This is a genomic window from uncultured Rikenella sp. (assembly GCF_948810725.1).
In the GTDB taxonomy this organism is placed as follows: Bacteria; Bacteroidota; Bacteroidia; order Bacteroidales; family Rikenellaceae; genus Rikenella.
In genome coordinates this window covers 129,347-155,466 of the sequence record NZ_CAQIVA010000001.1, presented here as the reverse complement: position 1 = coordinate 155,466, position 26,120 = coordinate 129,347, and the positions used below count along the sequence as shown (strand labels likewise).

Here is a 26,120-nt window from a genome sequence, read left to right as displayed (position 1 = left end):
ACCATAATTTTTCAGATTTCGGTTGATTCGACAGGGGCAAAATTAAAACGAAAGCCTTCCGGGAAGATTCCCGAAAGGCTCAAATTACATTACTGAAAAGCTCAAAAACGCCTCAGACCGAAACCTCCGTCGGCGAGATGCCGTACCGCTTCTTAAAAGCGGTGGAGAAATGCGACGGATTCTTGAACCCCACCTCCGCATAGACCTCCACCACCTTTTTACCCCCCTCTTTCATCTTCGCGTAAGCCACCTCCAGCCGCTTACGAATCAGCCACTTCTCCGGCGTGAGGTCGCTGACCTTCTTGAAGTCGCGTTTAAAGGTGGCCAGACTCCGCCCCGTGTAGTGCGCCATCTCCTCCATCGTGAACTCGTACATGTAGTTTTCGTTCATGAACTCCAAGATATCAATCTTCCACGGTTCGTTGAAGTCGAAAAGCATCGGCGCGAACCGCTCGTCGATATGCAACAGCGCGAGCAGCCCCTCCTGCATTTTGAGCTGCATGAAATCGCCCTGCGGACGGACATCGGGGTCGAAATACGGGGTCATCGAAGCGAACAAGCTGGCCAGCTCCACCGTCCGGGGCAGTTTGATAACCCCCGGGTCGAGCTTCGGCGTCGCAGCCGGCACCGCCCGCTGCCCGAACCGTCCGTACATCTCGCGCAGAAACTGACGCGTAAACATCAGAAAGATGCCGCAATACCGCTCCCCGTCGCACGTCCTTTTGTACATCGTGATGTGGTGGTCGCGCGGAATAAAGACGCACTCCCCTTTCCGAACCCGAATCTGCTCCCGACCGTTGTCCAGCACCATTTCGCCCGAGTAGACGTAATTCATCGCATACTCGCGCGAACGGTGCACACACCCGCCCACATCGTCATAATAGAAGCTGAAGAAGATATCGTTATAATTGAATATCAGCTTCATCGGATTTTCTTCTGTCCTATTCATCGCGCGTTTTTCCCGATCACGAAAAGCGGTGCCGCCGCAAGCCCCGGTTCCTAAAGATTTTTGAGCGTATCCAACAGGAAGGCATAGAACTTCGCCACCGAAGCGATTTCGACCTTTTCGTCCGGAGAGTGCGGGAAACGCATCGTCGGCCCGATCGAAATCATATCGAGCTTCGGATACTTCGCACCGATAATGCCGCACTCCAACCCGGCATGGATCGCCTTCACTTCCGGCACCTGGCCGAACAACTTCTCGTACCCCGCCTTCATGACATGCAGAATCTTCGAATCGGGATTCGGCGCCCAGCTGTCATAGTCTCCCTGCGCCTCGATCCGGCCACCGGCCAGCGTCACCACAGCGTCGATCATCGCCACCACCCGTTTCTTGCCATAATTGACCATACACCGCACCATGAACAACAACTCCGCCTTTCCATCCCCCATTCCGACACGCGACATGTTGGTCGAAGTCTCGACCAGCCCCGGCACCGTATCGCTCATCCGGATAATCCCGTCCGGCATAGCGGTCAGCGCATCGATAAACCGTTTCCGAAAATCTTCTGTCGCCACCGTCGCCGGTGCCTGCGCCTGCCGCGCCACACCGAACCGGATGCTATCCTCCACATGGGCCAACTCGTGCCGCATCGTCAGTTCGAACTCCCCTGCCGCCTTTTCGAACTCCGCAACCCGATCCGCCGGCACCGCCACCACCGCCTTCGCCTCGCGCGGAATCGCATTCCGCAACCCGCCCGCATCGATCGTCGCGATCCGGGCATACGACTGCTCACGCAGAAACCTGGCCAGCAATTTATTGGCATTCCCCCGCTGCAAAATGATCTCCAGCCCGGAATGTCCCCCCTTGAGCCCCGCAAGCGCAATCTCATACCCCGCATATCCCCCCGGCACCGCCTCCTCCTCGTATTCGAAACGGGCCGTCACATTGACCGCCCCGGCACACCCCACATACAGTTCCCCCTCGTCTTCCGAATCGAGGTTGATAAGGATATCGCCCCGCAACATATCCGTAGCCAGCTGATTGGCTCCCGTCAGCCCCGTCTCCTCGTCCACCGTGAAGAGGCACTCCAGAGCCGGATGAGGAAGATCGTCCGCCTCCAGAATCGCCAGCATCGCGCTGACCCCCATCCCGTCGTCCGCCCCGAGCGTCGTACCTTCGGCCGTCACCCAATCACCGTCCACATAAGGCCGGATGGCATCTTTTTCGAAATCGAACTCCAGGTCGCTGTTCTTCTGCGGCACCATGTCCATATGCGCCTGAAGAATCACCGTCGGATGCCCTTCGTATCCTTTGGCAGCCGCTTTGCGCACCACGATATTACCTATCGTATCCTGCTGATATTCCAGTCCGTGCGTTTGGGCAAAATCGATCACATACTGCCGTATCTTCTCCTCGTGCTTCGACGGGTGCGGAATTGAACAAACCTTCGCAAATTGTTTCCACAGAGCTTTCGGCTCCAATTCGGTCATCTCTTTCATGATCTATCGTATTTTTTAGTTCTCCACCTTAAGATTAATACTGCACATCGGTCAGAAACAGTCCGCAAGCCGGCGCCTGCGCGCTCGCCTCGGCCCGCGCCCGGCTCTCGATGACGGCGCAAAACTGCGCCGGCGTCAACTTACCCCGCCCGACATCCACCAGCGTCCCCACCACAGCCCGCACCATTCCCCGCAGAAAACGATCCGCCGCGATGGTGAAAATCAGCCGATCCCCCTCCGCCTGCCAATTCGCACCGAAAACCGTACACCGCGTCGTTTTGTTGTCCGAATGCAGCTTGGCGAACGAAGCGAAATCCTCGTACCGCAACATCGCCACCGCCGCCGTCTGCATCGCATCCAGATTCAGTGGCTGCGTAATCTGCCAGCACGTCCCCACCGCAAACGGATCCTTCACCGTCGTAATATAATATTTGTACTCCCTCCGTCTGGCATCGAACCGGGCGTGTTTATCGTCCGCCACGGCATAAATTTTCCGCACCCCGATATCTTTCGGCAAAACGCAATTCAAATGATACAAAAACTCCGCCCCCAGCACCAGTTCCGGCTCCGCCTCCGTATCGAGATGAGCCACCGCGAACGCCGCATGCACCCCCGCATCGGTCCGCCCCGCACCGACCACCTCGTGCGGCGCCCCCAGCAGCCGCGACAACCCCTCCTCCAACGTCTCCTGCACCGACGGCGCATTCGGTTGCCGCTGCCAACCGTTGTAAGCCGCTCCGTTATAAGACAATTCGATGAAATAACGCGCCATAATCCTCATTTGTAATAGGGTGCAATATAGCCAAAATTTTCGAAAACCCACCCGCCCCGCACAGAAAAAAGAACGCCCCGCTTGTCGATAGATTTGTAAAGTCATGAAAAATAATTACCTTTGCACGCCCCATAAAGTATGGGAATGGGTCACAACAAACACAGTATTAACAACAAACACGTAGAACAGTGGAGTCATTAAGCTACAAAACTATCTCTGTCAATGCCGAGACCGCTACCAAAGAGTGGTACCTGATCGACGCGACAGATGCAGTGCTCGGGCGGCTCGCGTCGCAGGTGGCGAAAATCCTGCGCGGCAAGAACAAGCCCAGCTACACTCCTCACGTCGACTGCGGCGATAACGTCATCGTTATCAACGCCGACAAAGTGAGACTCACGGGGAAAAAGATGACGGACAAGGTCTATACCCGCCACACCGGATACCCGGGCGGGCAACGGTTTACCACGCCGGCGGAATACCTGGTGAAAAAACCGACCTTCATCATCGAAAAAGCAGTCAAAGGGATGCTGCCCAAGAATCGCCTGGGCGCGGCTATCTTCGGAAACCTGAAGGTCTATGCCGGTGCGGAACACCCCCATGCTGCGCAAACCCCTAAAACCATCCAATTAAACGACATTAAATAATGAGCCAAGAAGTTGTAAACGCAGTCGGTCGCAGAAAATCCGCCGTTGCACGCGTATACCTCACCGCAGGCGGGAGCGGCAAGATCACGATCAACGATCGGCCGCTCGAAACCTACTTCCCGATGGAGATCTTCCAATTCGTCGTGAAACAGCCGTTGCAGGTGACCAACCTCGCTGAAGGCGTCGACGTGAAGATCAACCTCGCCGGCGGCGGAATCAAAGGACAGGCCGAAGCTGCCAGACTGGGCATCTCGCGCTGCCTGATCGAAATGGACGCCGAACTCCGTCCGGAACTGAAAAAAAACGGCTTCCTGACCCGCGACTCGCGCGTGGTGGAACGGAAGAAACCGGGGCGGCCGGGTGCACGCAAACGGTTCCAGTTCAGCAAACGGTAGTTTCCACATACCATTTTGCACGCCTTATGTTACCGGCCCCACTGTCGGCCTAAACGAACGCAGACTACCCATACAGTACTACCGCTTCGTTGCATAAGGCGCGGAAAACCGCTCCGGACTGCTTTTCACCTCAGGCCAGCCATGGCCCCGAGAGCGCTACCGGAACGGTGACGAAAGAGTAAAAACAGATTTTTAAAAAATCGCAAAAATGCCAAGAACAGATTTCAATCAACTCTTAGAGGCCGGCGTTCACTTCGGACACCTCAAACGGAAGTGGAACCCGAAAATGGCTCCCTATATCTTCATGGAAAAGAACGGGATCCACATCATCGACCTCCACAAAACGGCCGTGAAGCTCGACGAAGCCGCTTCGGCGCTCAAACAGATCGCCAAATCGGGCCGCAAAGTCCTCTTCGTGGCAACCAAGAAACAGGCCAAAGAGATTGTTGCTGAAAAAGTTGCCGGCGTGGCTATGCCGTACGTGACCGAACGGTGGCCGGGCGGGATGCTCACCAACTTCCCCACCATCCGGAAAGCCGTCAAAAAGATGGCTACCATCGACAAACTCAACAACGACGGCACCTACGACAACTTCAGCAAACGCGAAAAGTTGCAGATCGCCCGTCAGCGCGCCAAACTCGAAAAGAACCTCGGTTCGATCGCAGACCTCACCAGACTGCCGGCCGCTCTGTTCGTCATCGACGTACAGAAAGAAGCCAACGCCGTGAAAGAGGCCAAACGGCTCAATATCCCGGTGTTCGCCATGGTTGATACTTGTTGTGACCCGACGCATATCGACTACGTAATTCCGGCGAACGACGACGCTTCGAAATCGATCGAAGTGATTCTGGATACCGTCACCTCGGCGATTCAGGAAGGGCTGGCCGAACGCAAGGTAGAGAAAGAAAAAGAGGCTTCGGAAACGGCAACCGCCGGCGCTACGGCGGCAGCCAAGAAAGAACCGCGCCCGCGAACGAAGAAAACGGCAGATACTGCTGATGCGGCTACTCCGGTAGCAGTCGCTGAGACCGAAGCGGAAGCAGTTCTCGAAAACGCTGCGGAATAACTCACTCGGACAAACGGTAGATTCACACATACCGAACCAAGAGCGTAAGCGTGCCGGGAGTCTGTGGGACACACACTAAACTCGCGGCACGTAACGTTTATAAACCTTAGAAAAGGAGACTAAAATCATGGAAATCAAAGCGGCAGACGTAGCCAAATTACGTAAAATGACCGGTGCAGGGATGATGGATTGCAAGAAAGCCCTGGCAGAAGCCAATGGCGATTTCGACCGCGCACAGGACATTATCCGCGAAAAAGGGAAACTCGTAGCCAGCAAACGGGCCGATCGCGAAGCGACCGAAGGGGTCGTTGCAGCCAAGCTGACCGACGGGAATACCAAAGGATATATCATCTGTCTGGCTTGCGAAACCGACTTCGTAGCTAAGAACGACGAATTCATCAAGACGGTGAACGACATGCTCGACATCGCCATCAAAAACGACGTGGCAGATATCGACGCCCTGAAGAGCTTGAAAGTCGGCGCGCAGACCGTTGAAGAGATGGTGACCGAAAAATCGGGCCAGACCGGTGAAAAGATCGAGTTGACCTACTACGCCAAGATCGAAGCTCCGCAGTGCGCAAGCTACGTTCATATGAACAACAAGCTCGGGACGCTGATCGGCTTCAACGCACAGATTCCGGCAGAAGTGGCACACGACGTGGCGATGCAGGCGGCTGCCATGGCACCGATCTCGATCAGCAAGGACGACTGCCCGGCGGATGTACTGGAAAAAGAACGCGAAATCGGTCGCGAACAGGCTCGTCAAGAAGGCAAACCGGAAGCGATGCTCGATAAAATCGCCGAAGGGAAAGTGGGTAAATTCCTCAAGGAATCTACGTTGCTGAACCAGGCTTTGGTGAAAGACAACAAGATGACCGTAGCACAGTTTATTCACAATGCCAATCCGGATGCGACGGTAGTGGCATACAAACGCTTCTCGCTGAACGACTAACGTCAGTTTCGGCTACACACAGCCTTTCTTTCCTTCGGGAGAGAGAGGCTTTTTTATTACCTTTGTTCACTTTCACGCGATTTTCTCATGGCCGAACAGCTGACAATTCCGCAAACCGACGACAGAGCCGAGCTCTACGCCGCCCTATCGCCCCAGATAGAGGCATTGGTCGCTCTCGAAAGCGATCCGGTAGCCAATATGGCCAACGTCGCCGCGGTATTGCGAGAGGCATTCGGTTTCTTTTGGGTCGGTTTCTATCGAGTCGTCGGCAACGAACTGGTATTGGGGCCGTTTCAGGGCTCCGTGGCATGCAGCCGCATCGGATACGGCAAAGGAGTCTGCGGAACCGCTTGGAAAAAGGCTTCGACCCAGATCGTAGCAGATGTAGATGCCTTTCCGGGACACATCGCATGCAGCTCCGCTTCGCGATCGGAAATCGTCGTTCCGATCTTCGATCGCTCGGGTAAAACGGTTGTCGCCGTATTGGATATCGACAGCGACCGGCTGAACGATTTTTCTGAAATCGATGCGGTCAATCTGGAAAATCTATTGAAGAAAATCGGAAATCGCCTTCAATAAAATGAATCGAATTATCTTATCATTTCTATTATTTACAACCAGTTGCACAACTTCATTTAAACCGAAAAATCAATCGATTTTCGTCTCGATCGTTCCACTCAAATACATCGTCGAACAGATCGTTGCGCCGGGGAGTTCCGTCGAAGTGCTCGCACCCGAGACCGCCTCGCCGGAAAGCTACGAACCGACCGTGAGACAAATTCAGGCATTGGCGGATGCTCGGGCCTATATCACGACCGGTCTGATCGACTTCGAACAAACCCTGCTGGAAAAAATTCCGGAGGCAGCACCGAAGACGCCCGTATGCAACGTCTCGCAACCGATCGAACTGTTGCATATTGCGCAGTCAGAGAAACATGCGCACGGAGGTATAGATCCGCACATCTGGCTCTCACCGCGACGGGTTGCCGTAATCGGCAAGGAAGTGGCCGATTTTTTGGGAAAACTGGAGCCCGATTCGGCAGCAATCTATCGCCAACGGGCGGAAATTTTCGCCGTCCGGATCGACACCTTGGATCATCGCTTCCAACGGGTGGCACAAAAGGCAAAACGCAAACAATTCGCCATCGGTCACACCGCCCTCACCTATTTCGCCGACGATTACGGGTTGCAACAGATCGCTGTCGAGGCGGATGGGAAAGAGCCGAGCGTCATGAATATCAAACAGTTGGTCGATTCTTTGCAGAAAGCCGATATCCGAACTGTTTTCTTCCAACCCCAAACGAGCGATGCGGCGACACAAGCCATCGTTCGCGAACTGCCGAACGGACGGGCGATCGAATTCGACCCGTTGGCGGCGGAATGGATGGATAATATGTCTCGACTGGCCGACAGCCTGCAAGTAATTCTGAACGAATGACAAACGAACTGCTCCGCATCCATCGGTTAGCCGTCGGATATCCCGGCGAGGCAGCCATCGTCAGCGGTATCGACCTGACAGTCTGTGACCGGGACTACATCGGCGTGATCGGGCCGAACGGCGGCGGAAAAACGACCTTTATCCGCACGCTCACAGGCGGTTTGGCTCCTCTGGCGGGAAAAATCGAGTACGCACGGACGGATTTGCGTATCGGGTATCTACCCCAGATTAAAAATATCGATCGGACATTTCCGATTTCAGTGACGGATATCGTGCTCTCCGGCTTAGCAGCCCGCAAAGGACTATTCGGCCGCTACGGAAAGGCGGATCAGAAACGGGCACTGGAACTGTTGGAAGAGATCGGCATCGGAAGGTTGGCCGGGCGACCGGTCAGAGCGCTGTCGGGCGGCGAGCTGCAACGAGTTCTGCTCTGCCGTTCGCTGATCTCCGAACCGCAACTGCTGATTCTGGACGAACCGACCACCTTCGTAGACAATCGGTTCGAAAAAGAGCTGTACGAACTGCTCGCCCGGCTGAACGAACGGATGGCGATCATCATGGTTTCACACGACCTGGGAACCATCAGTCGCTATGTGAAAAGCATCGTCTGCATTAACCGATGCTTCCATTACCATCCGTCGAACATCCTGACACAAGAGCAGTTAGTAGAATACGACTGCCCGATCCAATTGATTTCGCACGGGCCCGTACCGCACACCGTACTGACTCGGCATTCGGGTTGCGCATGCAGCACCGAGGCCTCGAAACCGACAACCTCCGAACCGCAATAATGGATTTTATTCAGGAAATTTTCGCCTACCGATTCTTGGGCTACGCAACCTTGGCCACTTTGCTCTCGGGCATCGCGTGCGGGATTGTCGGGACGTACATCGTCTCCCGAAAACTGGTTTTTATGAGCGGCGGAATTACCCACGCTTCGTTCGGTGGGATCGGAATCGCCTACTATTTCGGATTCGCACCGCTGGTCGGCGCCTTATTGTTCGCCGTGGCAGCGGCGGTCGGTATCGAGACCTTCAGCCGACGGGGAAAAGTCAGCGAAGATGCGGCAACCGGCATTCTCTGGTCGATCGGGATGTCGATCGGCATCATCTTCATTTTTCTCACACCGGGCTATGCACCGAACCTGATGAGCTTTCTGTTCGGCAATATCCTGTTGGTGAATCGAACGGATCTGATCGGATTAGGAATTATGGATGGCATCTTGCTACTGCTGTTCGCCGCATGCTATCGGGCGATTCTGTACACGGCTTTCGACCGCGAGTTCGCAGCTTCGCAACGACTGCCGGTCGGAGCGATCGGGCACACGATGATGATCCTGATCGCGATTACGATCGTACTGACAATCAAAACTATGGGAATCGTCCTACTGATGTCGCTGCTGACGTTGCCGACAGTTATCGCGGGCATGCTGACACGAAACTACAAACAGCTGACGATCGGTTCCTGTATCGGCGGAACCGTTTCGGTACTGGTCGGACTCTATATCAGTTACGTGGGCAACATTCCGATCGGAGCAGCGGCCATTGCCGTGCTCTCCGCAGCGTTCTGCCTCGTCAAAGCAGGAGTATATATCGGCCGCAAAGCGCGCGCTATTTCACGCGGATAATGGTCAATCCGTCTCGCAACGGCACCATGACCTGCTCCACCCGCGGATCGTCGCGTACCATCCGATTGAAGGTCAAGATTCCCTGCGTCTGCCGGTCGTTCTCTTTAGGCAGATCCGCCACTTTCCCGCTCCACAAAACATTGTCGGCCAGTATAATACTCCCCGACCGCACCCAACCTCCTTCCATCAGCATCCGATAGTAATCCGGATATTCGCGCTTATCGGCGTCGATAAAAACCAGATCGAATACCCGCCCCAAAGCCGGCACTACCTCCAACGCCGGCCCGATATGCTGCACAATCCGCTCCCGCAATCCCGCCCGTTCGATATACCGGGCAGCGAAATCCTGCAATTCGTCGTCGATTTCAACCGTATGCAACTCCGCCCCCTGGCGCGAGAGTCCCCGCGCCATTGCAATGGCCGAATACCCCGTAAAGGTTCCTAATTCAAGCACATACAACGGATCGACCATTCGCACGAACATCTCCAGCAGAGCCCCCTGCCAATGCCCCGAGAGCATCCGCGGCTGAATCATCCTCAGGTGGGTCTGCCGATCCAGTTCGGCCAACACCGGCTCTTCCGGCGAGATGTGATCGAGGATATAGCGTTCCAATTCCGCCTCCATACCTAATTGTATATCAGAGTATAAAGATTATTTTCAGCGAAGATATCGTTCGCCGTTTTGAGCAGCTCCTCCGCCGTAATCGCCCCGATTTTCGCCGCCACCTCCTCCGACTTCTCGAAACCGTTGTAAACCAGCACACTCTTGGCTATCCCCAACATCAGATTTTCGGTATTCTCCGACGACAGAATCCATTGGCCGAGAAACTGCCGTTTCGCCCGAGCCAGCTGAACCGCCGTCAGTTTCGTCTCCCGCAACCGCCGCAACTCCGCCCGGACGAGCTCTACGGAACGTTCCACCTTGTCGCGCTCGCACCCCAGATAGATGGTATAAATCCCGCTGTCGCTATACGGCACATATCCCGCCTCGACATTGTACGTCAGGGCATACTTCTCGCGCAAGAGCATGTTGAGCCGCGACACCGAAGCCGGGCCGCCCAAGAGATTGATCAGAAAAGCCAGCCGGAGCCGCCGCTCGTCGTGCAAGTCGTAGCCGTAGCCCCCCAACAGGCAATGCGTCTGATAGGTATTCTTGTGCCGCACGACATTGAACTGCGGCTGCCGCTCCGGCGCACGCCGCTCCTCTGCTGTGAAAACACCCCCCTGTGTCGCTTCAAATGGCGCCAAATAGCGTTCGCAGATCTCCCGAAAACGCCCGTGAGGCATCTCCACCGATGCCGAAAAGACAATCCGATCCGGTCGATAATGCCCCGAAACATACTCCACCAGTTGCTGCCGTGTCGCCCGCTTCAGGTTCCGCGGCGTGCCCAGAATATTCCGCCCGAGCGGCGAACCGGCAAACAACAACTCCTCGAAATCGTCGAAAATCAACTCCGCCGGTGAGTCTTTATAGGAGTTGATCTCATCAATAATCACCTCCCGCTCCTTGTCGATCTCCCGCGCGTCGAAACGCGACCGGAAAACCATATCCGACAGCAAATCCACCCCTTTCCGAAACTCCGACCGCAACAAAGTCGCATGCACCACCGTCTCCTCCTTGGTCGTAAAGGCATTCAACTCGCCCCCCGCATTCTCCAGCAAACTATTGACCCGATAGGCCGACCGTCGGGTCGTCCCTTTGAACAACAGGTGCTCGACCAGGTGTGCCACCCCATGCTGCGCCGCCGCCTCGTCCCGTGTCCCGGCACCGATCGTCAGAGCCAGGTGCGCCACCTGCCCGGCCAGCCTCCCCGGCCGTCGATGGACGCACCGCATCCCGTTCGGCAAGATGAATGAATCGAACTCTTTTTCCGCCATCAGCCGATCACCTCCTTCAGATAATGCGCCGTATGGCTTCCCACCGCCGCCGGAGCCTCCGCCAACTCTCGCGGCGTACCGGCAAAGAGGAGTCCTCCTCCCGCCTCGCCCCCCTCCGGCCCGAGGTCGATCACCCAGTCGGCACACTTCACGACATCCATATTATGTTCAACCACCACCACCGTATGCCCCTTCTGCATCAACGCTTCAAATGAACGCAGCAACTTCTTGATATCGTGAAAATGAAGCCCGGTGGTCGGTTCGTCGAAAATGAACAACAGCGGTTGCGAGCTATTCTCCTTCAACAAGAACGAAGCCAGCTTCACCCGCTGGCTCTCGCCGCCCGACAAAGTGGACGACGACTGCCCCAGCTTAACATACCCCAATCCGACATCCTGCAACGTCTTGAGCTTCTCGACAATCCGCAGATTGATCTTATCCTGCTCCGCATACCCGCCGAAAAAGTCGATCGCCTCGTCGATACTCATCTCCAGTACATCATAAATCGACTTATCGTGATACCTCACCTGCAAAATCTCGTCCCGAAACCTTCGTCCATTACATGCCTCGCAAACCAGCTCCACATCGGCCATAAACTGCATCTCGACCCGAATCACCCCCTCGCCCTTGCACTCCTCGCACCTCCCGCCGGCAATGTTGAACGAAAAACTTGAAGAGTCGAACTTATATTGTTTCGCAAGCTGCTGTTCTGCAAACAGTTTTCGGATTTCATCGTAAGCCTTGATATAGGTCACCGGATTCGACCGCAAAGAGCGTCCGATCGGGTTCTGGTCGATCATCTCCACCCCCTTGATCCGCGAAATATCGCCCTCGATGTCATCGAAATCTCCCGGCCGATCGCCCGTCTCGGTCAGCGCACGCCGCAAAGCTGGATAGAGAATGCTCTTCACCAGCGACGACTTCCCGCTCCCGCTCACCCCCGTAATACAGGTCATCACCCCCAGCGGAATCTTCACATCGATATTTTTCAGATTATGCTCCCGCGCCCCCTTGATTTCGATATAGCTGTTCCACTTCCTGACCCGCTCCGGCATCTCGATCGCCTCGCGTCCCGTCAGATAACGCACCGTCAGACTCCGATTCTGCTTCCGTTTCGCCGCCGCCTCCATCGCTCCGAACGCCCCCTGGAAAACCACCTCGCCGCCCAAATAACCCGCCATCGGCCCGATATCGACCACCTCGTCCGCCGCCCGAATAATCTCGGCATCATGCTCCACCACAATCACCGTATTTCCGAGGTCGCGCAACTGTTTCAGCACCCCGATCAGCTTCTCCGTATCCCGCGGGTGCAGCCCGATACTCGGCTCATCCAAAATGTAGAGCGACCCGACCAAACTGCTCCCCAGCGACGTGGCCAGATTGATCCGCTGGCTCTCGCCGCCCGACAACGTCGAAGAGAGCCGATCCAACGTCAGATACGAAAGCCCCACATCTTCAAGATATTGCAACCGGCTCCTAATCTCCGTCAACGCCCGCCCGCCGACCTCCGCATCGTGTGCGTCGAGATCCAGATGCGCAAAAAACGCTTTCAACTCGCTCACCGGCATCCGCACCAGTTCGGCGATCGTCCGCCCGCCGACCTGCACATAGAGCGCCTCCGGCCTGAGCCGCGCTCCGCAGCAATCCGGACAGGTCGTCTTCCCCGTATACCGCGAGAGCATCACCCGATACTGAATCTTATAACGCTCCTTTTCCAAGTATTCGAAAAATTCGTCCAACCCGTGAAAATAGCTGTTTCCCCGCCAGAGCAGCCTCCGTTCCTCCTCGCTCAGCTCGTAAAACGGCCGGTGGATCGGAAAGCCGAACTTCGAAGCGTTCATCACCAGCTGCTCCTTCCACCACTTCATCGTTTCGCCCCGCCAACAGACTATGGCATCGTCGTAAATCGTCTTCGACTTGTCCGGAATGACCAAATCTTCGTCGATCCCCACCACACGCCCATAGCCCTCGCAACGCGGACACGCTCCCAGCGGATTGTTGAAACTGAACATATGTTCGAACGGCCGCTGAAACACGATACCGTCCGCCTCGAACCTATTGGAAAACTCCTTGAACTGAATCCTCCGATCTCCCTGTTCCCGAGCAGGAAACAAAATCAACAAACACCGTCCATCCCCCACCTCGAACGCCGTCTGCACCGAATCGAACAGACGACTCCCCCACTCCTTATCCTCCTCCGCTCCCTCCGGCACGGAAAACCGGTCGACCACCACCGCCAAATCCTCCACGGCATATTGCTCGATCTCCGGCAAAATATCCTGCACATACTTCACCTCTCCGGAAGCCGACGAACGCAACACCAATCGCTCGAAACCGTCCTTCATCAGCAGCGTCAGCTTTTCGATCACCCCCTGCCCCTCGTGCAACGCCACCGGCGCCGCCACCATCGCCCGAGTCCCGACCGACGCCGTCGCTGCGGCATTCACCACATCCTGCACCGTATGCGCCTTCACCTCCTCGCCGCTCACCGGCGAATAGGTCTTCCCAATCCGCGCAAACAGCAGCCGCAAGTAATCGTAAATCTCCGTCGTCGTCCCCACCGTCGACCGCGGATTGCGCGTATTGACCTTCTGCTCCACCGCAATCGCCGGAGCGATCCCCGTAATGAAATCGACATCCGGTTTTTCGATCTTCCCCAAAAACTGCCGCGCATAGGCCGACAAGCTCTCCACATACCTCCGCTGCCCCTCCGCAAAAATGGTATCGAACGCCAGGGTAGACTTTCCCGAACCCGACAAACCAGTCACCACCACCAGCTTGTTGTGCGGAATCTTAATCTCTATATCCTTGAGGTTGTGAACCCGGGCGCCCTTTACATGAATATATTGTTCCATTCGATAAGCTCAATTAACTATATACCAACGTCGCAACCGTCGCCTATCGTATAATCTCGATCTGCTCCTGAGCGGTAATCTTTTCACAGTATTTGCACCGCAGAGCCAGCTCTCCATTTCGGGTAAAGACGTCGAATCGCGTCCGGATGTGGGGTTCCTGATTGGTCACACACATCGGATTGCCGCACTTGACAAAGCCTTCGACATGGGTCGGCACCTCGACCACCCGCTTCTCCGCCACCGCGTAATCCCGAATGATATTGATCCGCGCCGACGGAGCCACCAGCGAGATATACCCGATCTCCTCGTCCGCACAATCCTTATCCGCAATCTTGATAATCGCTTTCGTCCCGATCCGCTTGCTCTGCAAATTGGTTCCGAAGGTCACCTGATGCGTCGTCCGATCCAGCCCCAACAGTTTGATTACCTTGAACAAACTGGTCGGCGGAATGTGGTCGATCACCGTCCCGTTTTCGATCGCGCTGACCTCCAAAACGCCCTTTTTATGATTTTTTCGTTCTTCCGACATGATTACGAATTACTTTAAATGAAACCTCCCAATTATTTGACCCCGAACAGGTAAGCCATAATAGCCATTCGAGTATAAACCCCGTTTTCCGTCTGCTGGAACCAGTAGGCTTTCGGATTGTTGTCCACGTCCGGCGCGATCTCATTGACCCGCGGCAGCGGATGCAGAATCCGCATGTTCGGCTTCGTATCGGCCAGCATGTCGTTGTGCAGGATATAGGCATTCTTCACCCGCTCGTACTCCATTACATCCGAGAACCGCTCGCGCTGCACCCGCGTCATGTAGATGATATCGGCCATCCCCATCCGCTCCATCATATCCGCCGTCTCGTAATACGAAATCCCCCGCTCGTAAAGCTGCATCTTGTATTCCGTCGGCATCTGCAACTCCGGCGGCGAGACGAACGTAAACTCGGCCTTGAAGTGCGACAGCGCCTCCAGCAGCGAATGCACCGTCCGCCCGTACTTCAAGTCTCCCACCATCATGATATTGATATTGTCCAGCCGCCCCTGCGTCTTGAGGATCGAATAGAGGTCGAGCAGCGTCTGACTCGGATGCTGATTGGCCCCGTCGCCCGCATTGACCACCGGCACCCGCGACACTTCGCTGGCATAGCGCGCCGCCCCTTCGACCGGATGCCGCATCACGATCATGTCGCAATAGTTCGAAATCACCTTGATGGTATCGTGCAGCGTCTCGCCCTTGGTCACGCTGGTGTTGTTCATGTCCGAAAAGCCGATCACCCGCGCCCCCAGCCGGTTGATCGCGCTCTCGAAACTGAGCCTCGTCCGGGTCGAAGGTTCGAAAAAGAGCGAAGCCACCACCTTGCCGTACAGCAGCCGCTGATCCGGGTTGGCTTCGAAATCGGCCGCCAGCTCCATAATGCGGAGAATATCCTCCTTGGTGAAATCGTGGATCGAAACCAGACTCTGTTTTTCCTTCATAATTTTTGCGCGCTATGATGATAATGAGACATTTACCCCTTCAATTCCCGCCATCCGATCCGCCAGCGATCCGGCATCCCGCAACCGGATGGAGAGCCGCATCCGACAAGCGAGGTCGAAATCCTGCCCCAGCACCTCCGGCGCCATCTCCTTGACCACCCGCATCACCTCGTTCATCGCCAGATAAGGAAACTCCACGACGACCTCCCGATTTTCCGTCCGCTCCACCACCTCGGCCGCCGCCAACGCATCGGCCGTCGCCCTCTTGTAAGCCGCAATCAGCCCCGGAACGCCCAGTTTGATTCCGCCGAAATACCGCACCACCACGACCAGCACATTCGTCACCCCCCGCGAAAGCAGCTGCCCCAGTATCGGTCGCCCCGCACTCCCGGCCGGTTCGCCGTCATCGTTAGCCCGAAACCGCACACCGCCCTCCGAAGCCTCGATCCCCAACTGCCACGCATAGCAATGGTGTCGGGCATCGTAATACTCCGTCTTCAGCGCATCGACCAGCGGTTTGATATCGGACTCGGAGAAAACCGGATAGGCAAAGGCCAGAAAACGGCTGCCTTTGTCCTTGTAGAGCCCCTCGGCAGGGGCCGCGATGGTCAGATAAGTATCGCTGTTCACGATCCGGTCGGATTATCCGAACAAAAATAGCCATTCGCCGTCGGATAACCAAGCCGTCGCAGCAGAATAATCGCCCCGCCGGTCGAGTTTGGTTTTTCCGGAAATAATCCCTACCTTTGCTGTGTTATCGGACACGAATGGATTCCCGGCACCTATTTAGGGTTTCGGGGGTTTATTTTTTTGTCGCATATAAAAAGCAGCATTATGGCAAAAGTGAATTACATAACGGAAGCGGGATTGCGGAAACTGCGCGCCGAGCTGGACGTGCTGAAAGCCGAACGGCCGGTGATTTCGGCCCAGATTGCCGAGGCGAGGGACAAGGGCGACCTGTCGGAAAATGCAGAGTACGATGCCGCCAAGGAGGCACAGGGGATGCTCGAAATGCGGATCGCCAAGTTGGAGGCGACGATCGCAGGGGCGCGTATTATCGACGAATCGAAACTTAACACCAACACGATTCAGATGCTCAACCGGGTGACGATCAAGAACATCAACCTCGGGAAGACGGTGGAATACACGCTCGTTTCGGAAAACGAGGCGAATTTGAAAGAGGGGAAACTCTCCATCGGCACGCCGATCGCACAGGCTTTGCTGGGCAAGAAACGCGGGGATGTGATCGAGGTGCAGGTGCCGTCGGGCATTCTGAAATTAGAGGTGTTGGATATCTCGATTTAACCTTATACCCTGAATTGGGAATATACAAAAAGCGACCTGAAAAACAGGTCGCTTTTTTCATTACTTCTCTTCGCCTCCCAAGTGCAGCGCCAGCCAGACACAATCGAACGACGTTCTGAGCACCCGGTGCCTGCGATGTGCTTCGATCAGCAGATAATCCCCCGCCTCCAGCTCCGTCACCGAGCCGTCGCCGCACTCCAGCGCAGCCTCGCCACGAACCACCATCACCCACTCGTCCCACCCCTGATCATACCACTCGCCGTGCTCCTCGCCGAACGACATGATCCGTTCGAGCCTCACCCACTGTCCGGTCGTCGCAGCCACGGAGAGAAGTGTATCGAACACCTCTCTCCCCTGCTCCTGCATCGACCCCGGAGGCACAATACCCCGCTTATCGAAGATATTTCCCATCTCCTCCAAGGTCTACAACCGTTCCCGGAGAATCTCGGCCACCCGTTCCGGCGTGACCTTGCCAGTCTCCCCTAAGTTCCAGCCCCGCTTCCGGAAACGTTCCACGATGAAATCGATCGTCTCCTGTCCGATTCCGTGCTCCGACAGCCGGGTCTTCATCCCCAGCGCCCGGAAAAACTCATCGGTCTTCACGATCGCCGCCTCCGCCTTCTCCTCCGGCGTCCCCGTCGCGTCCCACACCCGCTCGGCATACTGCACCAGTTTGTCGAACTTCTCGCGCCGCATCACCCGCATCATCCCCGGATAGACGATCGCCAGCGTCACCCCGTGATCCAGCCCGTGCAACGCCGTCAGCTCGTGTCCGATCATATGCGTCGCCCAGTCCTGCGGCACGCCCATGGCGATAAACCCGTTGAGCGCCATGGTCGCCGTCAGCATAAAATTGGCCACCTCATCGTATCGATCATGCCGTTCTACCAGCTTCGGCCCGAGTTCGACCAAGGTCTGCAACAGCCCCTCGGCCCAACGGTCCATCACCATCGCCTGCGTATCGAACGTCAGATACTGCTCCAGCGTATGGGCGAACGAGTCGACGATCCCATTGACGATCTGCCGCTGCGGCAACGAGTAGCAGACCTCCGGATCGAGCACCGAGAAGAGCGGGTAGCACTTCGGGTTATGAAAAGCCAGCTTCTCGTTCAGCTCCTTGCGGGACACGACGGCGCCATTGTTCATCTCCGACCCGGTGGCCGGCAGGGTCAGCACCGTCGCCAACGGCACCGCATCGACCGCTTTCGACGGGTCGAGCAGAAAATCCCACGGATCACCCTCGTACTTCAATGCGGTGGCAATGAATTTCGTCCCGTCGATCACCGACCCGCCGCCGACCGCCAGCAGAAAATCCACCCCCTCGGCACGCGCCAGTTCGACAGCCTTTACCAATGTCTCGTACTGCGGATTGGGTTCGATTCCGCCGAACTCCACCACTCCGCGCCCCTTGAGAGCCGCCGTCACCTGGTCGTACACGCCGTTTCGACGGATACTCCCGCCGCCGTAAGTCATCATGATTTTCGCTCCGGCCGGAATCTCCCGGGCGATGCGAGCGATCGTCCCTTTCCCGAAAATCAGCTTCGTCGGGTTGCAAAACGTAAAATTATTCATCTTCTCAAGCAGTTTATTATTTTCACATCGGCTAATTTAAGATATTTGTACCGAAATACCACGGCTCGCCATGCAAAAACCGACTCTCTCATCCGCGACGACCATCGCCGCTCCGGCCTCCGGTTCGGGCGGAGCGATCGCTCTGATCCGCCTTAGCGGCCCCGAAGCGCTTTCGATCGCCGAAAGCATCTTCTCCAAACCGCTAGCCTCGGCAAAGGGTTACACGGCTCATTTAGGCACCATCGCAGACGGTAAACGGCTATTGGACGAGGCGATCGTCACCGTTTTTCGGGCTCCGCACTCCTACACGGGCGAAGAGATGGTCGAAATCTCGTGCCACGGTTCCACGTACATCGTACAGGAGATTTTAGGACTTCTCGTCCGACGGGGCGCCACGCCGGCCGCAGCGGGAGAGTTCACGCGACGGGCGTTTTTGAACGGCAAACTCGACCTCTCGCAAGCCGAAGCGGTGGCCGACCTGATCGCTTCGGAAAGCGGCGCGGCGCATCGGATCGCCCTGAACCAGATGCGGGGCGGATATGCGGCCGAGTTGGCCGGGCTGCGGGACAAGCTGCTGCATATTACATCGTTACTGGAATTGGAATTGGATTTTTCGGAAGAGGATGTGGAGTTTGCCGACCGGAAAGAGTTGCAACAGCTGCTCGCCGACATTCAGGGACGGTGCCGTACACTGGCGGATTCGTTCCGCACGGGCAACATCCTGAAAAACGGTGTTCCGGTAGCCATCGTAGGAGCTCCCAACGCCGGCAAATCGACTCTTCTGAACCGGTTGATCGGCGAAGAGCGGGCGATCGTTTCGGAGGTGGCTGGCACGACGCGGGATTTCATCGAGGAGTCGATCGTGCTGGAGGGAATTCGGTTCCGATTCATCGACACGGCGGGACTGCGCCACACGGACGACCGGATCGAAGCGCTGGGCATCGAACGGGCCAAAGAGCGCATGGCTCGGGCTCAGGTGGTGCTGTTGCTGATTGCCGAACCGTTTTCAGCCGCCGAAGTCCGGAGGCAGATAGCAGAACTGGGGCTGTCGCCGGAGCAGCAGCTGATCGTTTTGTTGAACAAGAACGACCTTTGGGATACCGCGGACTTGGCGCACGATCTGACAGGCTCGGCCCGGGTGCTCAGTCTGTCGGCCCGGACGGGATTGGGTATCGAAGAGCTGAAACAACTGCTTTCGGCAAAATTCGCTCATCGCGGCGAAGCTGACACGCTCATCGTGACAAACGTCCGTCATTATGACGCGCTACTCCGGGCGGAAGATGCTCTGACACGTGCCGTAGCGGCTTTGGGGAACGGACTGCCGGCAGATTTGGTTAGCGAGGAGATCCGCCAGGTACTTCATCACCTGGGCGAAATCACCGGCGAGATCACGACGAATGACATTCTCGGCAATATCTTCAGCAAGTTCTGCATCGGAAAGTGAAGCAGGGAAATCGCAAGTCAAATGATGCACAAACAAACCGCAAATAAAGTCAAATAATACCCTATCAATGAATGATTAACGCCTCTTATTTGGGGGCGTTTATTTTTACATACGTTGTATTTGATTTATCGAATTTTTGTTGTTAATTTGTTGCTCGAAATAATTTGAGCAACAAAAGCAACAAATATGGGAACAGCAAAAGAACCTATCCGCCTCCGGAAGCGGACGACGCCGACAGGCAACGTGTCGTTATACCTGGACATATATTTGAACGGCAAGCGGTCGTATGAATACCTGAAAATGTATCTCGTCCCAGAAAAGACAAAAGCCGACAAAGAGAAGAACCGGCAGACTTTGCAGTTGGCCGAAGCTGTCAAAGCGAAACGGATTGTCGAATTGCAGAACGGCGAATTCGGGTTCAATGCGGCGTACAAACTCGAAACCAATTTCCTCGATTATTACCGAGCTATGTGCGAAAAACGACAAGGGAGCACAGACAGCAACGGAAATTGGGGAAATTGGCATAGCTGCCTGAAACACCTCGAACGATATTGCAAGCCGAACACCACGTTCAAGGACATCACACCGGAATGGATAGAGGGTTTTCGGGAGTATTTGGATAAAACTGCCCGTTGCAGGGATAAGCGCAAGAGGATAGTAACGGACGAGGTTTCAAAACCGTTATCGCAAAATTCCAAAGTAAGCTATTTCAACAAACTGCGGGCGTGTATAAATCAAGCGTTCGACGACCGTATTATGCCTCATAATCCGCTGCGTGGCATTGATGGGTTCAAAGCAGGCGAATCGGAACGCTGCTACCTCACACTCGAAGAAGTAAAGGCTATGGCTGCCGCACATTGCAAATATCCGGCTTTGAAAAATGCCTTTATGTTTAGTTGCTTGACCGGAATACGAAAGAGCGACATCGAAAAAATGCGGTGGAAAGAAGTCCAACATCACGGGGAGTTCACTCGTATCATTTTCAAGCAGAAGAAAACAGGTGGTCAAGAATATCTCGACATTAATCCTCAGGCAGCATCCTACTTGGGGAAACGAGGTAATCCCGACGATAGGGTGTTTGTTGGCTTCAAATATAGTTCCTATATGATAACAGAGTTAAGAATGTGGGCGATTCGTGCCGGTATCACAAAAGACATAACCTTTCATTCCGGCCGGCATACTTTCGCCGTTTTGATGCTCGACCTCGGAGCAGAAATTTATACCCTGCAAAAATTACTCGGACACAAAGAGATTCAGACCACCCAAATATACGCAAAAATTCTCGACAAAAAGAAGCAAGAGGCCGTGTCGATGATACCGAATATATTGCCGGAAGAAACCGACAAAGAATAGCGGTTACGGCGTTTTCCTGAACATTTCTCCCTGCCCCGTTAGCAACCAATGGGCGGACACGCCGTAATCTCTGACAAGGTACACCAGCCACGGTAATTGTGCGCTATTCTGCGTGGTATTGGGATTTTTCGCTTCAAGGGCATTCAGGTTCCACCGGTTGATATTATATCGGTCGGTAAACGTCTTTTTCCCTCGTATCACCCCCTTTGCTTTCAAGGCGTATAAAGCCTCGAAAAATCGGGCTGTTATTTTTTCGTTTTCGCTTTGCTGCATATCTTTTCTGAATGGGCGTTTGCGGCCTTGAATTTTGCGTCTATTTTATCTTCTCGCTCCTGTAATAATCTTTGCCATTTTGCAACCAATTCTGGGCTGAAATCGGGCTTTTTGTGTCCGATAACTACCAACTCGTAGTTTCGTAACTCTTCGGGGGTCATTACAGGCATATATTTCTCAATGTCGAGCAATGCAAGCATATTTTCGAGCATTGTTTTCCGAATGTCCGCATACTTGGGTTCTTCAATCATATCCCCCTCGCCGGTCAGAAACCAACGGGCGTTGATGTCGGGCAACTTCGATACGATTGTCATTACCGGCGTGATACCGAAATTTTCCCCTTTTAGCAACTTGGCAAGATATTGAGGCGTCCAGCCCAACAAATCAGCAAACTCCCGTTGTCGCCCACCTGTTTTATACTTAATTATTTCGAGTAACCTTGTATTCATAAATTTCAATATAACGGTACTTTATATCGGATTTGTCCGAACTCTATTATCCTGCAACGGCAGAGGTGGCATTGTCTCCCTGCTGGGCAGGCATTTTTTTGCCTTCCGCAATTTGCTGTTTCAACAAGGCAACCAACTCGTCTATCTGCTTGTCCTTGCTTTTAAGGCTTTCAGCTTGCGTTTGTATCACATCCCAAACATTTGCCGGAATAGTTACGACACTTGTTCCAGCCTCTACGGAGTTCAGCATATTGCCCTCGCCCGTCATTATCCAAACTTCGTTTATATTTTTATCGACAGACGCCAATTTCTGCACAAATCTTTCCGACAAAGGCACTTTTCCATTTACTATCTGTGAGAATGAGGACTTTGTATAGCCCAACTTCTCGGCTAATTCTCGCTCGTTTTCGGCGTATTCCATAAAAACGAGCCAATTTATCACCTTTTTAACCCTTTGTGTTTCTGTCATTTGCAAACAAACTTAAAATTAAATCGCAACTTTGTGTCGAAAATTTTGTTTGAAATCGAAACAAAGTTTATATTTGCACACGGGTTTTAATAAAACCGCATTCAAAAATATGAAGAAAAATTTGAAATCGAAAATAAACCAAACAGTAAATGCAAAAATAATGGAACAAAAGGTTTTCAAAACGGCCTATCAAGAGGAACAGGAAGCCAAAGATATGGCTATCTACAACGAATGGAACGAGTTAATGTCCATTCCCGGACAAAGCGCAACAGGCGTAACCCAACATTTGATGCAGAAGTACAACATCCATTCTTCATCAACTATTTGGGTTATGCGTAAAAGAGCCGAAAAACGGCTTAAAAGGGAGGGAAAATTATGAGTACAAAGTTAAGCCCCGAAGCTGCACGAGCCAAGTACGAGTACAACAAGAAATACCAGCAACGGTATTGGGAGAAAAAAGCTGCGTCAAAACGGGCTGCCGCCCAACAACAGATACAGACGGAACCGGTTTCGGTTTCCCGCAATGGTATGGATGACCAACGGTACATCACGGCTCTCGAAGCCTCAAACAAAACACTCAACAGCGAAAATCGACGGCTCGTGAGGCTTTTGCATAACTATCAGAAAATTATCGCTCAATCAACGGTTGCGGCTCTATGAAAAAGAACAAACAGACAATCGCAAAATATGCCCGCCTGTATGCGATAGGCTTATGGGGAATCTTATCCGTCATTTGGCTCTCCAGCGAACCAATAGGCGATATGGCTTGGAGGAAATTCTGCTTGCTGAAAGGAATCGGGCTGGCTTCGCTGGGGTTATGCTGCCTCGTAGGGAAAAGGCTCGATAAAGCAGGGCTGCTGCCTAATATGGACGATGAAAATGATTGCGAGATATGAGTTGCCCGGTATGTAACGGCTACCCCAGTTGCCCAAGTTGCACACCGGAACCTCGAATGATAACCTGCCCTGCATGCAACGGAACGGGCGAAATCTACTACAACGAGAACGGAGACCGAATCTCCGAGGAAGAATACGCCCTGCTGCCCGCCGATGCAAGAGAGGTTGAAAGTTGCGAAGAATGCTACGGGGCAGGTAGCATAGAAGATATTTACGGACTTGATTATGACTAACGAAATGAATGATAAAGACAAACAACACCGCTCGGAGGAATTTCAAGAACTAACCTCCAAAATAGACCGGCTCGAAAAAATAGCCCTATTGGGGGCAAAAAACGTCCTGACGATAGATGATGTTGCCCTGATAACAGGGTTCACGAAAGGTCATATATACCGCCTGACAAGCGGACAGAAAATCCCGCATTATAAACCCAATGGGCGCACTCTCTATTTCAAGAAAGAGGAAATCGAAAATTGGATGCTGCAAAACAAGATACGGACAAACACCGAGATTGAAAGTGCGGCCACCACTTATACGGCAATCAACAAAAAGAAGTGAGTTATGGACGAAAGCCTCAATACAGCGAAAGCCCGTATCCGGGCAGCCTTTGAATCCGGAATCAGGATGACAACAGCGCAAGGAAACCGCATCGGTAATACCGTCGATTTCCGCAAGATTGTATCGCTCCTCAAAAGCGAGGGATTCGATATACAAAGCTATTGGAACGAAAAGGACGGGCGGCGTTGGAAAACCTACTACCACCAATACCCGCTGCCACAGAAAGGGACACGCATGAATGAATTGGGGCAATCTAAACTGCAATTATAAACCGGCTGGGGAGGCGAGGCGGAATTACGCTAAGGTGGCGATTTAAGTGCGCTCACGGACTTCGCCACCTCTATTTCGCAGGTTCGAACCCTGCCCCCAGCGCAAGCAAAGCCCGAAGCTGTAAGAGGGCAAAAAAATCAGCAATTATGAGTGACATCATCGAAATCAAACAGGCTGAGATGCTGCAAGCAATCAACCGGGCGGAGGTAGATACCCAAATCGCCACCGCAAAGCAGTACCCTCGTGATATTTACGGGGCATTGAACAACATTAAGACAATCGCCACGCTCGACAATTCGACGGCAGAAGATTGTTTCTATGCCCTGCGCCGACAGGGGACACTCATCGAGGGCGTATCGGTACGCCTCGCAGAGATTATCGCCGGAGCGTGGGGAAATATGCGGGTACAAACCCGTATCATCGGCAACGACGGCAAGACTATCACGGCACAGGGCGTATGCCATGACCTTGAAACCAACCTTGCCGTTTCGGTCGAAGTGAAACGCCGTATCACGGACAAAAGCGGCAAAACCTACTCGGAAGATATGCAGGTTACAACCGGCAACGCAGCATCGGCAATCGCTTTCCGAAATGCAGTTCTGAAAGTAGTTCCCAAAGCCGTAACAAAACGGGTCATCGACGAAATCAAACAGGTTGCGCTCGGCAAAGCCATAGACCTCGAAACCCGCAGGCAGAATATGATTGCCTACTTCGGCAAACTGGGTGTATCGCAGACGGACATCCTCACCTACTGCGGCGTGAAACGTATCGAGGAAATCACCAGCGAAATGGTGTTCGAGTTGAGCGGCCTGAAAAACGCCATAAAGGAGGGTACAACGACCGTAGCCGAAACATTCAAGCAGAACACCGCCGACGCAGAGAAGTTGGCCGAGGACGCCCGAAAACAAGCCGAGGCCAAACGCCGCAAGGTGGCGGAGGCTGCCGCCACAGCTACGGCTGCAACACAAGGTGGCGGACAACCCACCGAAACATCGGAGTCCGTGAATCCCGAAACAGGCGAAGTAACAAAAAAATAACCGCTCGAAAGAGCATAATTCAACATAACAATGGATAACGTAGAAATCAAAAAATCGAACCTCGAAGCGGCTTACAAGCAGGCCGATGACAACACGAAAAAAATGCTCGCCACATTGTTCGGCGATGCGGTAACAACTAAAGACGACCGCCCCGTAACGGAGCGTATCAAGACGTTCGAGGACGCAATGGCTGCACTCGACAGCAACCACCCCTTTGTATGCGATTTCCGAGCGTTTTGCGCCCAATCCGACGACATCAGCCCTGATATGCTGGCGTATCTCAAACTCCGCATCATCTGCGCTGCCTTAAACGAGGGCTGGGAACCGCAGTTTACAGAGGATGAGTGGCGGTATTATCCTTGGTTTTACCTCTACACACAGGCGGAACTCGACGACATGGGCGACGGGGAAAAGCAGGAGCGGCGAATGATTGACACCGCTGACTATGTAACTGAATCTGCGGGCTTCGGCTCTGCGCGTTCGGATACCGCCCCCTCGCATACGAGTGCGTACGTCGGCTCTCGCCTTTGCTTGCGGAGCAGCGACCTCGCCGTTTACTGCGGAAAGCAGTTCATCAAATTATGGGCTGATTTCAACCTAGCCCGCAAATAAAAATATCAGGGAGGGATTTTCACCCTCCCTATTTTCAAAACCTCAAAATTAACAGAAATGGATATTCAAAACATCGTAAAAGACCTGCAAAAGTGGCAGGAGGAAAACAAAGAAAACCGGAGCGTAATAATTATTACCTCTGAATGTATCGCAAAATCCGAGGGGGGGGGTAAACGCACCAGCGCATCTCTCATAGGGGTTGTTGGTTCAGAAGGGATGCTCGTGCCCTCCCTTGCAAATGCCATTACTCAACACTCCGATTTCATCGACCTACTCCGTAAGGCCACAAAAGTTGCGGCAATAGATACAATTTCCCAAACCATTAAAGACGTAAATTAGT

34 protein-coding genes are annotated in these 26,120 nt (G+C 54.0%); 20 read left to right on the top strand and 14 right to left on the bottom strand.

Annotation, left to right across the window (positions count from 1 at the left end; translation table 11 throughout):
• Positions 1-112: 112 nt before the first annotated feature.
• The 3 genes from Q9S52_RS00845 to truA all read right to left on the bottom strand — a co-directional run bounded on the left by Q9S52_RS00845 (position 113) and on the right by truA (position 3,214).
• Positions 113-925, bottom strand: a complete 813-nt coding sequence (locus Q9S52_RS00845) for an AraC family transcriptional regulator (protein WP_297830413.1) — start codon at positions 923-925, stop codon at positions 113-115.
• Between the two features lie 74 nt (positions 926-999).
• Complete coding sequence (locus Q9S52_RS00840; protein ID WP_304707741.1) at positions 1,000-2,442, bottom strand: aminoacyl-histidine dipeptidase; 1,443 nt, start codon at positions 2,440-2,442, stop codon at positions 1,000-1,002.
• A 34-nt stretch (positions 2,443-2,476) separates the two neighbouring features.
• Complete coding sequence (gene truA / locus Q9S52_RS00835) at positions 2,477-3,214, bottom strand: tRNA pseudouridine(38-40) synthase TruA (RefSeq protein ID WP_294591177.1); 738 nt, start codon at positions 3,212-3,214, stop codon at positions 2,477-2,479.
• Positions 3,215-3,402: 188 nt separating this feature from the next.
• Here truA and rplM point away from each other — a divergent pair, with 188 nt between their 5' ends.
• From rplM to Q9S52_RS00795, 8 genes are all read left to right on the top strand, one after another.
• Positions 3,403-3,858: a 50S ribosomal protein L13 gene (gene rplM / locus Q9S52_RS00830; RefSeq protein ID WP_294591175.1), complete on the top strand. Its 456-nt coding sequence runs from the start codon at positions 3,403-3,405 to the stop codon at positions 3,856-3,858.
• Positions 3,858-4,253, top strand: coding sequence for a 30S ribosomal protein S9 (rpsI, locus tag Q9S52_RS00825; protein ID WP_294591173.1), 396 nt, complete (start codon positions 3,858-3,860; stop codon positions 4,251-4,253). Before rplM ends, rpsI begins: the two co-directional genes overlap by 1 nt.
• 208 nt (positions 4,254-4,461) lie before the next feature.
• Entirely contained in the window at positions 4,462-5,319 is an 858-nt protein-coding gene (rpsB, locus tag Q9S52_RS00820) for a 30S ribosomal protein S2 (RefSeq protein ID WP_294591171.1), read from the top strand.
• A gap of 127 nt (positions 5,320-5,446) precedes the next feature.
• Positions 5,447-6,271, top strand: a complete 825-nt coding sequence (gene tsf, locus Q9S52_RS00815; RefSeq protein ID WP_294591169.1) for a translation elongation factor Ts — start codon at positions 5,447-5,449, stop codon at positions 6,269-6,271.
• A gap of 87 nt (positions 6,272-6,358) precedes the next feature.
• Entirely contained in the window at positions 6,359-6,850 is a 492-nt protein-coding gene (locus Q9S52_RS00810; protein ID WP_297624759.1) for a GAF domain-containing protein, read from the top strand.
• 1 nt (position 6,851) lies between these two features.
• On the top strand, positions 6,852-7,709 hold the full coding sequence (locus Q9S52_RS00805) for a metal ABC transporter solute-binding protein, Zn/Mn family (protein ID WP_304707734.1): 858 nt from the start codon (positions 6,852-6,854) through the stop codon (positions 7,707-7,709).
• Positions 7,706-8,500 (top strand): metal ABC transporter ATP-binding protein, encoded by a 795-nt coding sequence (locus Q9S52_RS00800; protein ID WP_304707732.1) that lies wholly within the window; start codon positions 7,706-7,708, stop codon positions 8,498-8,500. Before Q9S52_RS00805 ends, Q9S52_RS00800 begins: the two co-directional genes overlap by 4 nt.
• Entirely contained in the window at positions 8,500-9,336 is an 837-nt protein-coding gene (locus Q9S52_RS00795; RefSeq protein WP_304707730.1) for a metal ABC transporter permease, read from the top strand. Before Q9S52_RS00800 ends, Q9S52_RS00795 begins: the two co-directional genes overlap by 1 nt.
• On the opposite strand, the gene Q9S52_RS00790 is transcribed toward Q9S52_RS00795, so the two are convergent.
• The 6 genes from Q9S52_RS00790 to Q9S52_RS00765 are packed head-to-tail and all read right to left on the bottom strand — an operon-like array spanning position 9,320 to position 16,172.
• Positions 9,320-9,961, bottom strand: coding sequence for an O-methyltransferase (locus Q9S52_RS00790; protein ID WP_304707728.1), 642 nt, complete (start codon positions 9,959-9,961; stop codon positions 9,320-9,322). The two genes, Q9S52_RS00795 and Q9S52_RS00790, sit on opposite strands and share 17 nt — an antisense overlap.
• A gap of 2 nt (positions 9,962-9,963) precedes the next feature.
• The gene (locus Q9S52_RS00785) at positions 9,964-11,214 is read right to left on the bottom strand and encodes a pitrilysin family protein (protein ID WP_304707726.1); all 1,251 of its coding nucleotides are present in this window, start codon (positions 11,212-11,214) and stop codon (positions 9,964-9,966) included.
• The gene (gene uvrA, locus Q9S52_RS00780) at positions 11,214-14,069 is read right to left on the bottom strand and encodes an excinuclease ABC subunit UvrA (RefSeq protein WP_304707724.1); all 2,856 of its coding nucleotides are present in this window, start codon (positions 14,067-14,069) and stop codon (positions 11,214-11,216) included. The genes Q9S52_RS00785 and uvrA overlap by 1 nt, the downstream gene beginning before the upstream one ends.
• Before the next feature lie 43 nt (positions 14,070-14,112).
• The gene (gene pyrI / locus Q9S52_RS00775) at positions 14,113-14,598 is read right to left on the bottom strand and encodes an aspartate carbamoyltransferase regulatory subunit (protein WP_304707722.1); all 486 of its coding nucleotides are present in this window, start codon (positions 14,596-14,598) and stop codon (positions 14,113-14,115) included.
• Between the two features lie 32 nt (positions 14,599-14,630).
• Positions 14,631-15,542, bottom strand: a complete 912-nt coding sequence (pyrB, locus tag Q9S52_RS00770) for an aspartate carbamoyltransferase (RefSeq protein ID WP_294591153.1) — start codon at positions 15,540-15,542, stop codon at positions 14,631-14,633.
• A gap of 12 nt (positions 15,543-15,554) precedes the next feature.
• On the bottom strand, positions 15,555-16,172 hold the full coding sequence (locus Q9S52_RS00765; RefSeq protein ID WP_304707719.1) for a YigZ family protein: 618 nt from the start codon (positions 16,170-16,172) through the stop codon (positions 15,555-15,557).
• Positions 16,173-16,376: 204 nt separating this feature from the next.
• Between Q9S52_RS00765 and greA the strand changes: the two genes are divergently transcribed.
• A complete protein-coding gene (greA, locus tag Q9S52_RS00760; protein ID WP_294591150.1) occupies positions 16,377-16,847 on the top strand; it encodes a transcription elongation factor GreA in 471 nt (156 codons plus the stop codon).
• 60 nt (positions 16,848-16,907) lie between these two features.
• Here greA and Q9S52_RS00755 read toward each other — a convergent pair whose 3' ends face one another.
• Both Q9S52_RS00755 and Q9S52_RS00750 read right to left on the bottom strand, forming a co-directional pair.
• The gene (locus Q9S52_RS00755) at positions 16,908-17,258 is read right to left on the bottom strand and encodes a cupin domain-containing protein (RefSeq protein ID WP_304707715.1); all 351 of its coding nucleotides are present in this window, start codon (positions 17,256-17,258) and stop codon (positions 16,908-16,910) included.
• 12 nt (positions 17,259-17,270) lie between these two features.
• On the bottom strand, positions 17,271-18,419 hold the full coding sequence (locus tag Q9S52_RS00750) for an iron-containing alcohol dehydrogenase (RefSeq protein ID WP_304707713.1): 1,149 nt from the start codon (positions 18,417-18,419) through the stop codon (positions 17,271-17,273).
• Positions 18,420-18,489: 70 nt separating this feature from the next.
• Here Q9S52_RS00750 and mnmE point away from each other — a divergent pair, with 70 nt between their 5' ends.
• Both mnmE and Q9S52_RS00740 read left to right on the top strand, forming a co-directional pair.
• Entirely contained in the window at positions 18,490-19,863 is a 1,374-nt protein-coding gene (gene mnmE / locus Q9S52_RS00745; RefSeq protein ID WP_304707711.1) for a tRNA uridine-5-carboxymethylaminomethyl(34) synthesis GTPase MnmE, read from the top strand.
• 186 nt (positions 19,864-20,049) lie between these two features.
• Positions 20,050-21,216, top strand: coding sequence for a site-specific integrase (locus tag Q9S52_RS00740; protein WP_304707709.1), 1,167 nt, complete (start codon positions 20,050-20,052; stop codon positions 21,214-21,216).
• A 3-nt stretch (positions 21,217-21,219) separates the two neighbouring features.
• On the opposite strand, the gene Q9S52_RS00735 is transcribed toward Q9S52_RS00740, so the two are convergent.
• From Q9S52_RS00735 to Q9S52_RS00725, 3 genes are read right to left on the bottom strand one after another with little or no spacing between them, the layout of a single operon-like run.
• The gene (locus Q9S52_RS00735; RefSeq protein ID WP_304707707.1) at positions 21,220-21,489 is read right to left on the bottom strand and encodes a hypothetical protein; all 270 of its coding nucleotides are present in this window, start codon (positions 21,487-21,489) and stop codon (positions 21,220-21,222) included.
• A complete protein-coding gene (locus tag Q9S52_RS00730; protein ID WP_304707705.1) occupies positions 21,462-21,938 on the bottom strand; it encodes a hypothetical protein in 477 nt (158 codons plus the stop codon). Before Q9S52_RS00730 ends, Q9S52_RS00735 begins: the two co-directional genes overlap by 28 nt.
• A gap of 46 nt (positions 21,939-21,984) precedes the next feature.
• Positions 21,985-22,359: a helix-turn-helix transcriptional regulator gene (locus tag Q9S52_RS00725; RefSeq protein WP_304707703.1), complete on the bottom strand. Its 375-nt coding sequence runs from the start codon at positions 22,357-22,359 to the stop codon at positions 21,985-21,987.
• 157 nt (positions 22,360-22,516) lie between these two features.
• Here Q9S52_RS00725 and Q9S52_RS00720 point away from each other — a divergent pair, with 157 nt between their 5' ends.
• The 9 genes from Q9S52_RS00720 (at position 22,517) to Q9S52_RS00680 (ending at position 26,119) form a co-directional block, all read left to right on the top strand.
• On the top strand, positions 22,517-22,786 hold the full coding sequence (locus Q9S52_RS00720; protein WP_304707701.1) for a hypothetical protein: 270 nt from the start codon (positions 22,517-22,519) through the stop codon (positions 22,784-22,786).
• On the top strand, positions 22,783-23,067 hold the full coding sequence (locus Q9S52_RS00715) for a hypothetical protein (protein ID WP_019246315.1): 285 nt from the start codon (positions 22,783-22,785) through the stop codon (positions 23,065-23,067). Before Q9S52_RS00720 ends, Q9S52_RS00715 begins: the two co-directional genes overlap by 4 nt.
• Positions 23,064-23,303 (top strand): hypothetical protein, encoded by a 240-nt coding sequence (locus Q9S52_RS00710; protein ID WP_304707699.1) that lies wholly within the window; start codon positions 23,064-23,066, stop codon positions 23,301-23,303. Before Q9S52_RS00715 ends, Q9S52_RS00710 begins: the two co-directional genes overlap by 4 nt.
• Before the next feature lie 56 nt (positions 23,304-23,359).
• Positions 23,360-23,536 carry a hypothetical protein gene (locus Q9S52_RS00705; RefSeq protein WP_019246317.1) on the top strand — a complete coding sequence of 59 codons (177 nt, stop codon included), beginning with the start codon at positions 23,360-23,362 and terminating at the stop codon, positions 23,534-23,536.
• Positions 23,529-23,861 carry a helix-turn-helix domain-containing protein gene (locus Q9S52_RS00700; RefSeq protein ID WP_304707694.1) on the top strand — a complete coding sequence of 111 codons (333 nt, stop codon included), beginning with the start codon at positions 23,529-23,531 and terminating at the stop codon, positions 23,859-23,861. The genes Q9S52_RS00705 and Q9S52_RS00700 overlap by 8 nt, the downstream gene beginning before the upstream one ends.
• Positions 23,862-23,864: 3 nt before the next feature.
• The gene (locus tag Q9S52_RS00695; protein ID WP_304707692.1) at positions 23,865-24,131 is read left to right on the top strand and encodes a hypothetical protein; all 267 of its coding nucleotides are present in this window, start codon (positions 23,865-23,867) and stop codon (positions 24,129-24,131) included.
• Between the two features lie 146 nt (positions 24,132-24,277).
• Complete coding sequence (locus Q9S52_RS00690; protein ID WP_304707690.1) at positions 24,278-25,168, top strand: hypothetical protein; 891 nt, start codon at positions 24,278-24,280, stop codon at positions 25,166-25,168.
• Positions 25,169-25,198: 30 nt separating this feature from the next.
• A complete protein-coding gene (locus tag Q9S52_RS00685) occupies positions 25,199-25,780 on the top strand; it encodes a hypothetical protein (RefSeq protein ID WP_304707688.1) in 582 nt (193 codons plus the stop codon).
• A 57-nt stretch (positions 25,781-25,837) separates the two neighbouring features.
• The gene (locus tag Q9S52_RS00680; RefSeq protein ID WP_178848905.1) at positions 25,838-26,119 is read left to right on the top strand and encodes a hypothetical protein; all 282 of its coding nucleotides are present in this window, start codon (positions 25,838-25,840) and stop codon (positions 26,117-26,119) included.
• Position 26,120 lies beyond the last annotated feature (1 nt).

Bases quoted from the DNA above. Each gene is read 5' to 3' on its own strand.
- Q9S52_RS00680 (WP_178848905.1), top strand. From the start codon at position 25,838: ATGGATATTCAAAACATCGTAAAAGACCTGCAAAAGTGGCAGGAGGAA.
- tsf (WP_294591169.1), top strand. From the start codon at position 5,447: ATGGAAATCAAAGCGGCAGACGTAGCCAAATTACGTAAAATGACCGGT.
- Q9S52_RS00805 (WP_304707734.1), top strand. From the start codon at position 6,852: ATGAATCGAATTATCTTATCATTTCTATTATTTACAACCAGTTGCACA.
- Q9S52_RS00845 (WP_297830413.1), bottom strand. From the start codon at position 925: ATGAAGCTGATATTCAATTATAACGATATCTTCTTCAGCTTCTATTAT.
- Q9S52_RS00725 (WP_304707703.1), bottom strand. From the start codon at position 22,359: ATGGAATACGCCGAAAACGAGCGAGAATTAGCCGAGAAGTTGGGCTAT.
- uvrA (WP_304707724.1), bottom strand. From the start codon at position 14,069: ATGGAACAATATATTCATGTAAAGGGCGCCCGGGTTCACAACCTCAAG.
- Q9S52_RS00795 (WP_304707730.1), top strand. From the start codon at position 8,500: ATGGATTTTATTCAGGAAATTTTCGCCTACCGATTCTTGGGCTACGCA.
- Q9S52_RS00790 (WP_304707728.1), bottom strand. From the start codon at position 9,961: ATGGAGGCGGAATTGGAACGCTATATCCTCGATCACATCTCGCCGGAA.
- rpsI (WP_294591173.1), top strand. From the start codon at position 3,858: ATGAGCCAAGAAGTTGTAAACGCAGTCGGTCGCAGAAAATCCGCCGTT.
- mnmE (WP_304707711.1), top strand. From the start codon at position 18,490: ATGCAAAAACCGACTCTCTCATCCGCGACGACCATCGCCGCTCCGGCC.
- Q9S52_RS00695 (WP_304707692.1), top strand. From the start codon at position 23,865: ATGGACGAAAGCCTCAATACAGCGAAAGCCCGTATCCGGGCAGCCTTT.
- Q9S52_RS00705 (WP_019246317.1), top strand. From the start codon at position 23,360: ATGATAACCTGCCCTGCATGCAACGGAACGGGCGAAATCTACTACAAC.
- Q9S52_RS00840 (WP_304707741.1), bottom strand. From the start codon at position 2,442: ATGAAAGAGATGACCGAATTGGAGCCGAAAGCTCTGTGGAAACAATTT.
- Q9S52_RS00700 (WP_304707694.1), top strand. From the start codon at position 23,529: ATGACTAACGAAATGAATGATAAAGACAAACAACACCGCTCGGAGGAA.
- Q9S52_RS00690 (WP_304707690.1), top strand. From the start codon at position 24,278: ATGAGTGACATCATCGAAATCAAACAGGCTGAGATGCTGCAAGCAATC.
- Q9S52_RS00740 (WP_304707709.1), top strand. From the start codon at position 20,050: ATGGGAACAGCAAAAGAACCTATCCGCCTCCGGAAGCGGACGACGCCG.
- Q9S52_RS00710 (WP_304707699.1), top strand. From the start codon at position 23,064: ATGAAAAAGAACAAACAGACAATCGCAAAATATGCCCGCCTGTATGCG.
- Q9S52_RS00685 (WP_304707688.1), top strand. From the start codon at position 25,199: ATGGATAACGTAGAAATCAAAAAATCGAACCTCGAAGCGGCTTACAAG.
- Q9S52_RS00730 (WP_304707705.1), bottom strand. From the start codon at position 21,938: ATGAATACAAGGTTACTCGAAATAATTAAGTATAAAACAGGTGGGCGA.
- Q9S52_RS00750 (WP_304707713.1), bottom strand. From the start codon at position 18,419: ATGAATAATTTTACGTTTTGCAACCCGACGAAGCTGATTTTCGGGAAA.
- pyrI (WP_304707722.1), bottom strand. From the start codon at position 14,598: ATGTCGGAAGAACGAAAAAATCATAAAAAGGGCGTTTTGGAGGTCAGC.
- Q9S52_RS00755 (WP_304707715.1), bottom strand. From the start codon at position 17,258: ATGGGAAATATCTTCGATAAGCGGGGTATTGTGCCTCCGGGGTCGATG.
- Q9S52_RS00720 (WP_304707701.1), top strand. From the start codon at position 22,517: ATGAAGAAAAATTTGAAATCGAAAATAAACCAAACAGTAAATGCAAAA.
- Q9S52_RS00785 (WP_304707726.1), bottom strand. From the start codon at position 11,214: ATGGCGGAAAAAGAGTTCGATTCATTCATCTTGCCGAACGGGATGCGG.
- rpsB (WP_294591171.1), top strand. From the start codon at position 4,462: ATGCCAAGAACAGATTTCAATCAACTCTTAGAGGCCGGCGTTCACTTC.
- pyrB (WP_294591153.1), bottom strand. From the start codon at position 15,542: ATGAAGGAAAAACAGAGTCTGGTTTCGATCCACGATTTCACCAAGGAG.
- Q9S52_RS00800 (WP_304707732.1), top strand. From the start codon at position 7,706: ATGACAAACGAACTGCTCCGCATCCATCGGTTAGCCGTCGGATATCCC.
- Q9S52_RS00715 (WP_019246315.1), top strand. From the start codon at position 22,783: ATGAGTACAAAGTTAAGCCCCGAAGCTGCACGAGCCAAGTACGAGTAC.
- Q9S52_RS00810 (WP_297624759.1), top strand. From the start codon at position 6,359: ATGGCCGAACAGCTGACAATTCCGCAAACCGACGACAGAGCCGAGCTC.
- greA (WP_294591150.1), top strand. From the start codon at position 16,377: ATGGCAAAAGTGAATTACATAACGGAAGCGGGATTGCGGAAACTGCGC.
- Q9S52_RS00735 (WP_304707707.1), bottom strand. From the start codon at position 21,489: ATGCAGCAAAGCGAAAACGAAAAAATAACAGCCCGATTTTTCGAGGCT.
- truA (WP_294591177.1), bottom strand. From the start codon at position 3,214: ATGGCGCGTTATTTCATCGAATTGTCTTATAACGGAGCGGCTTACAAC.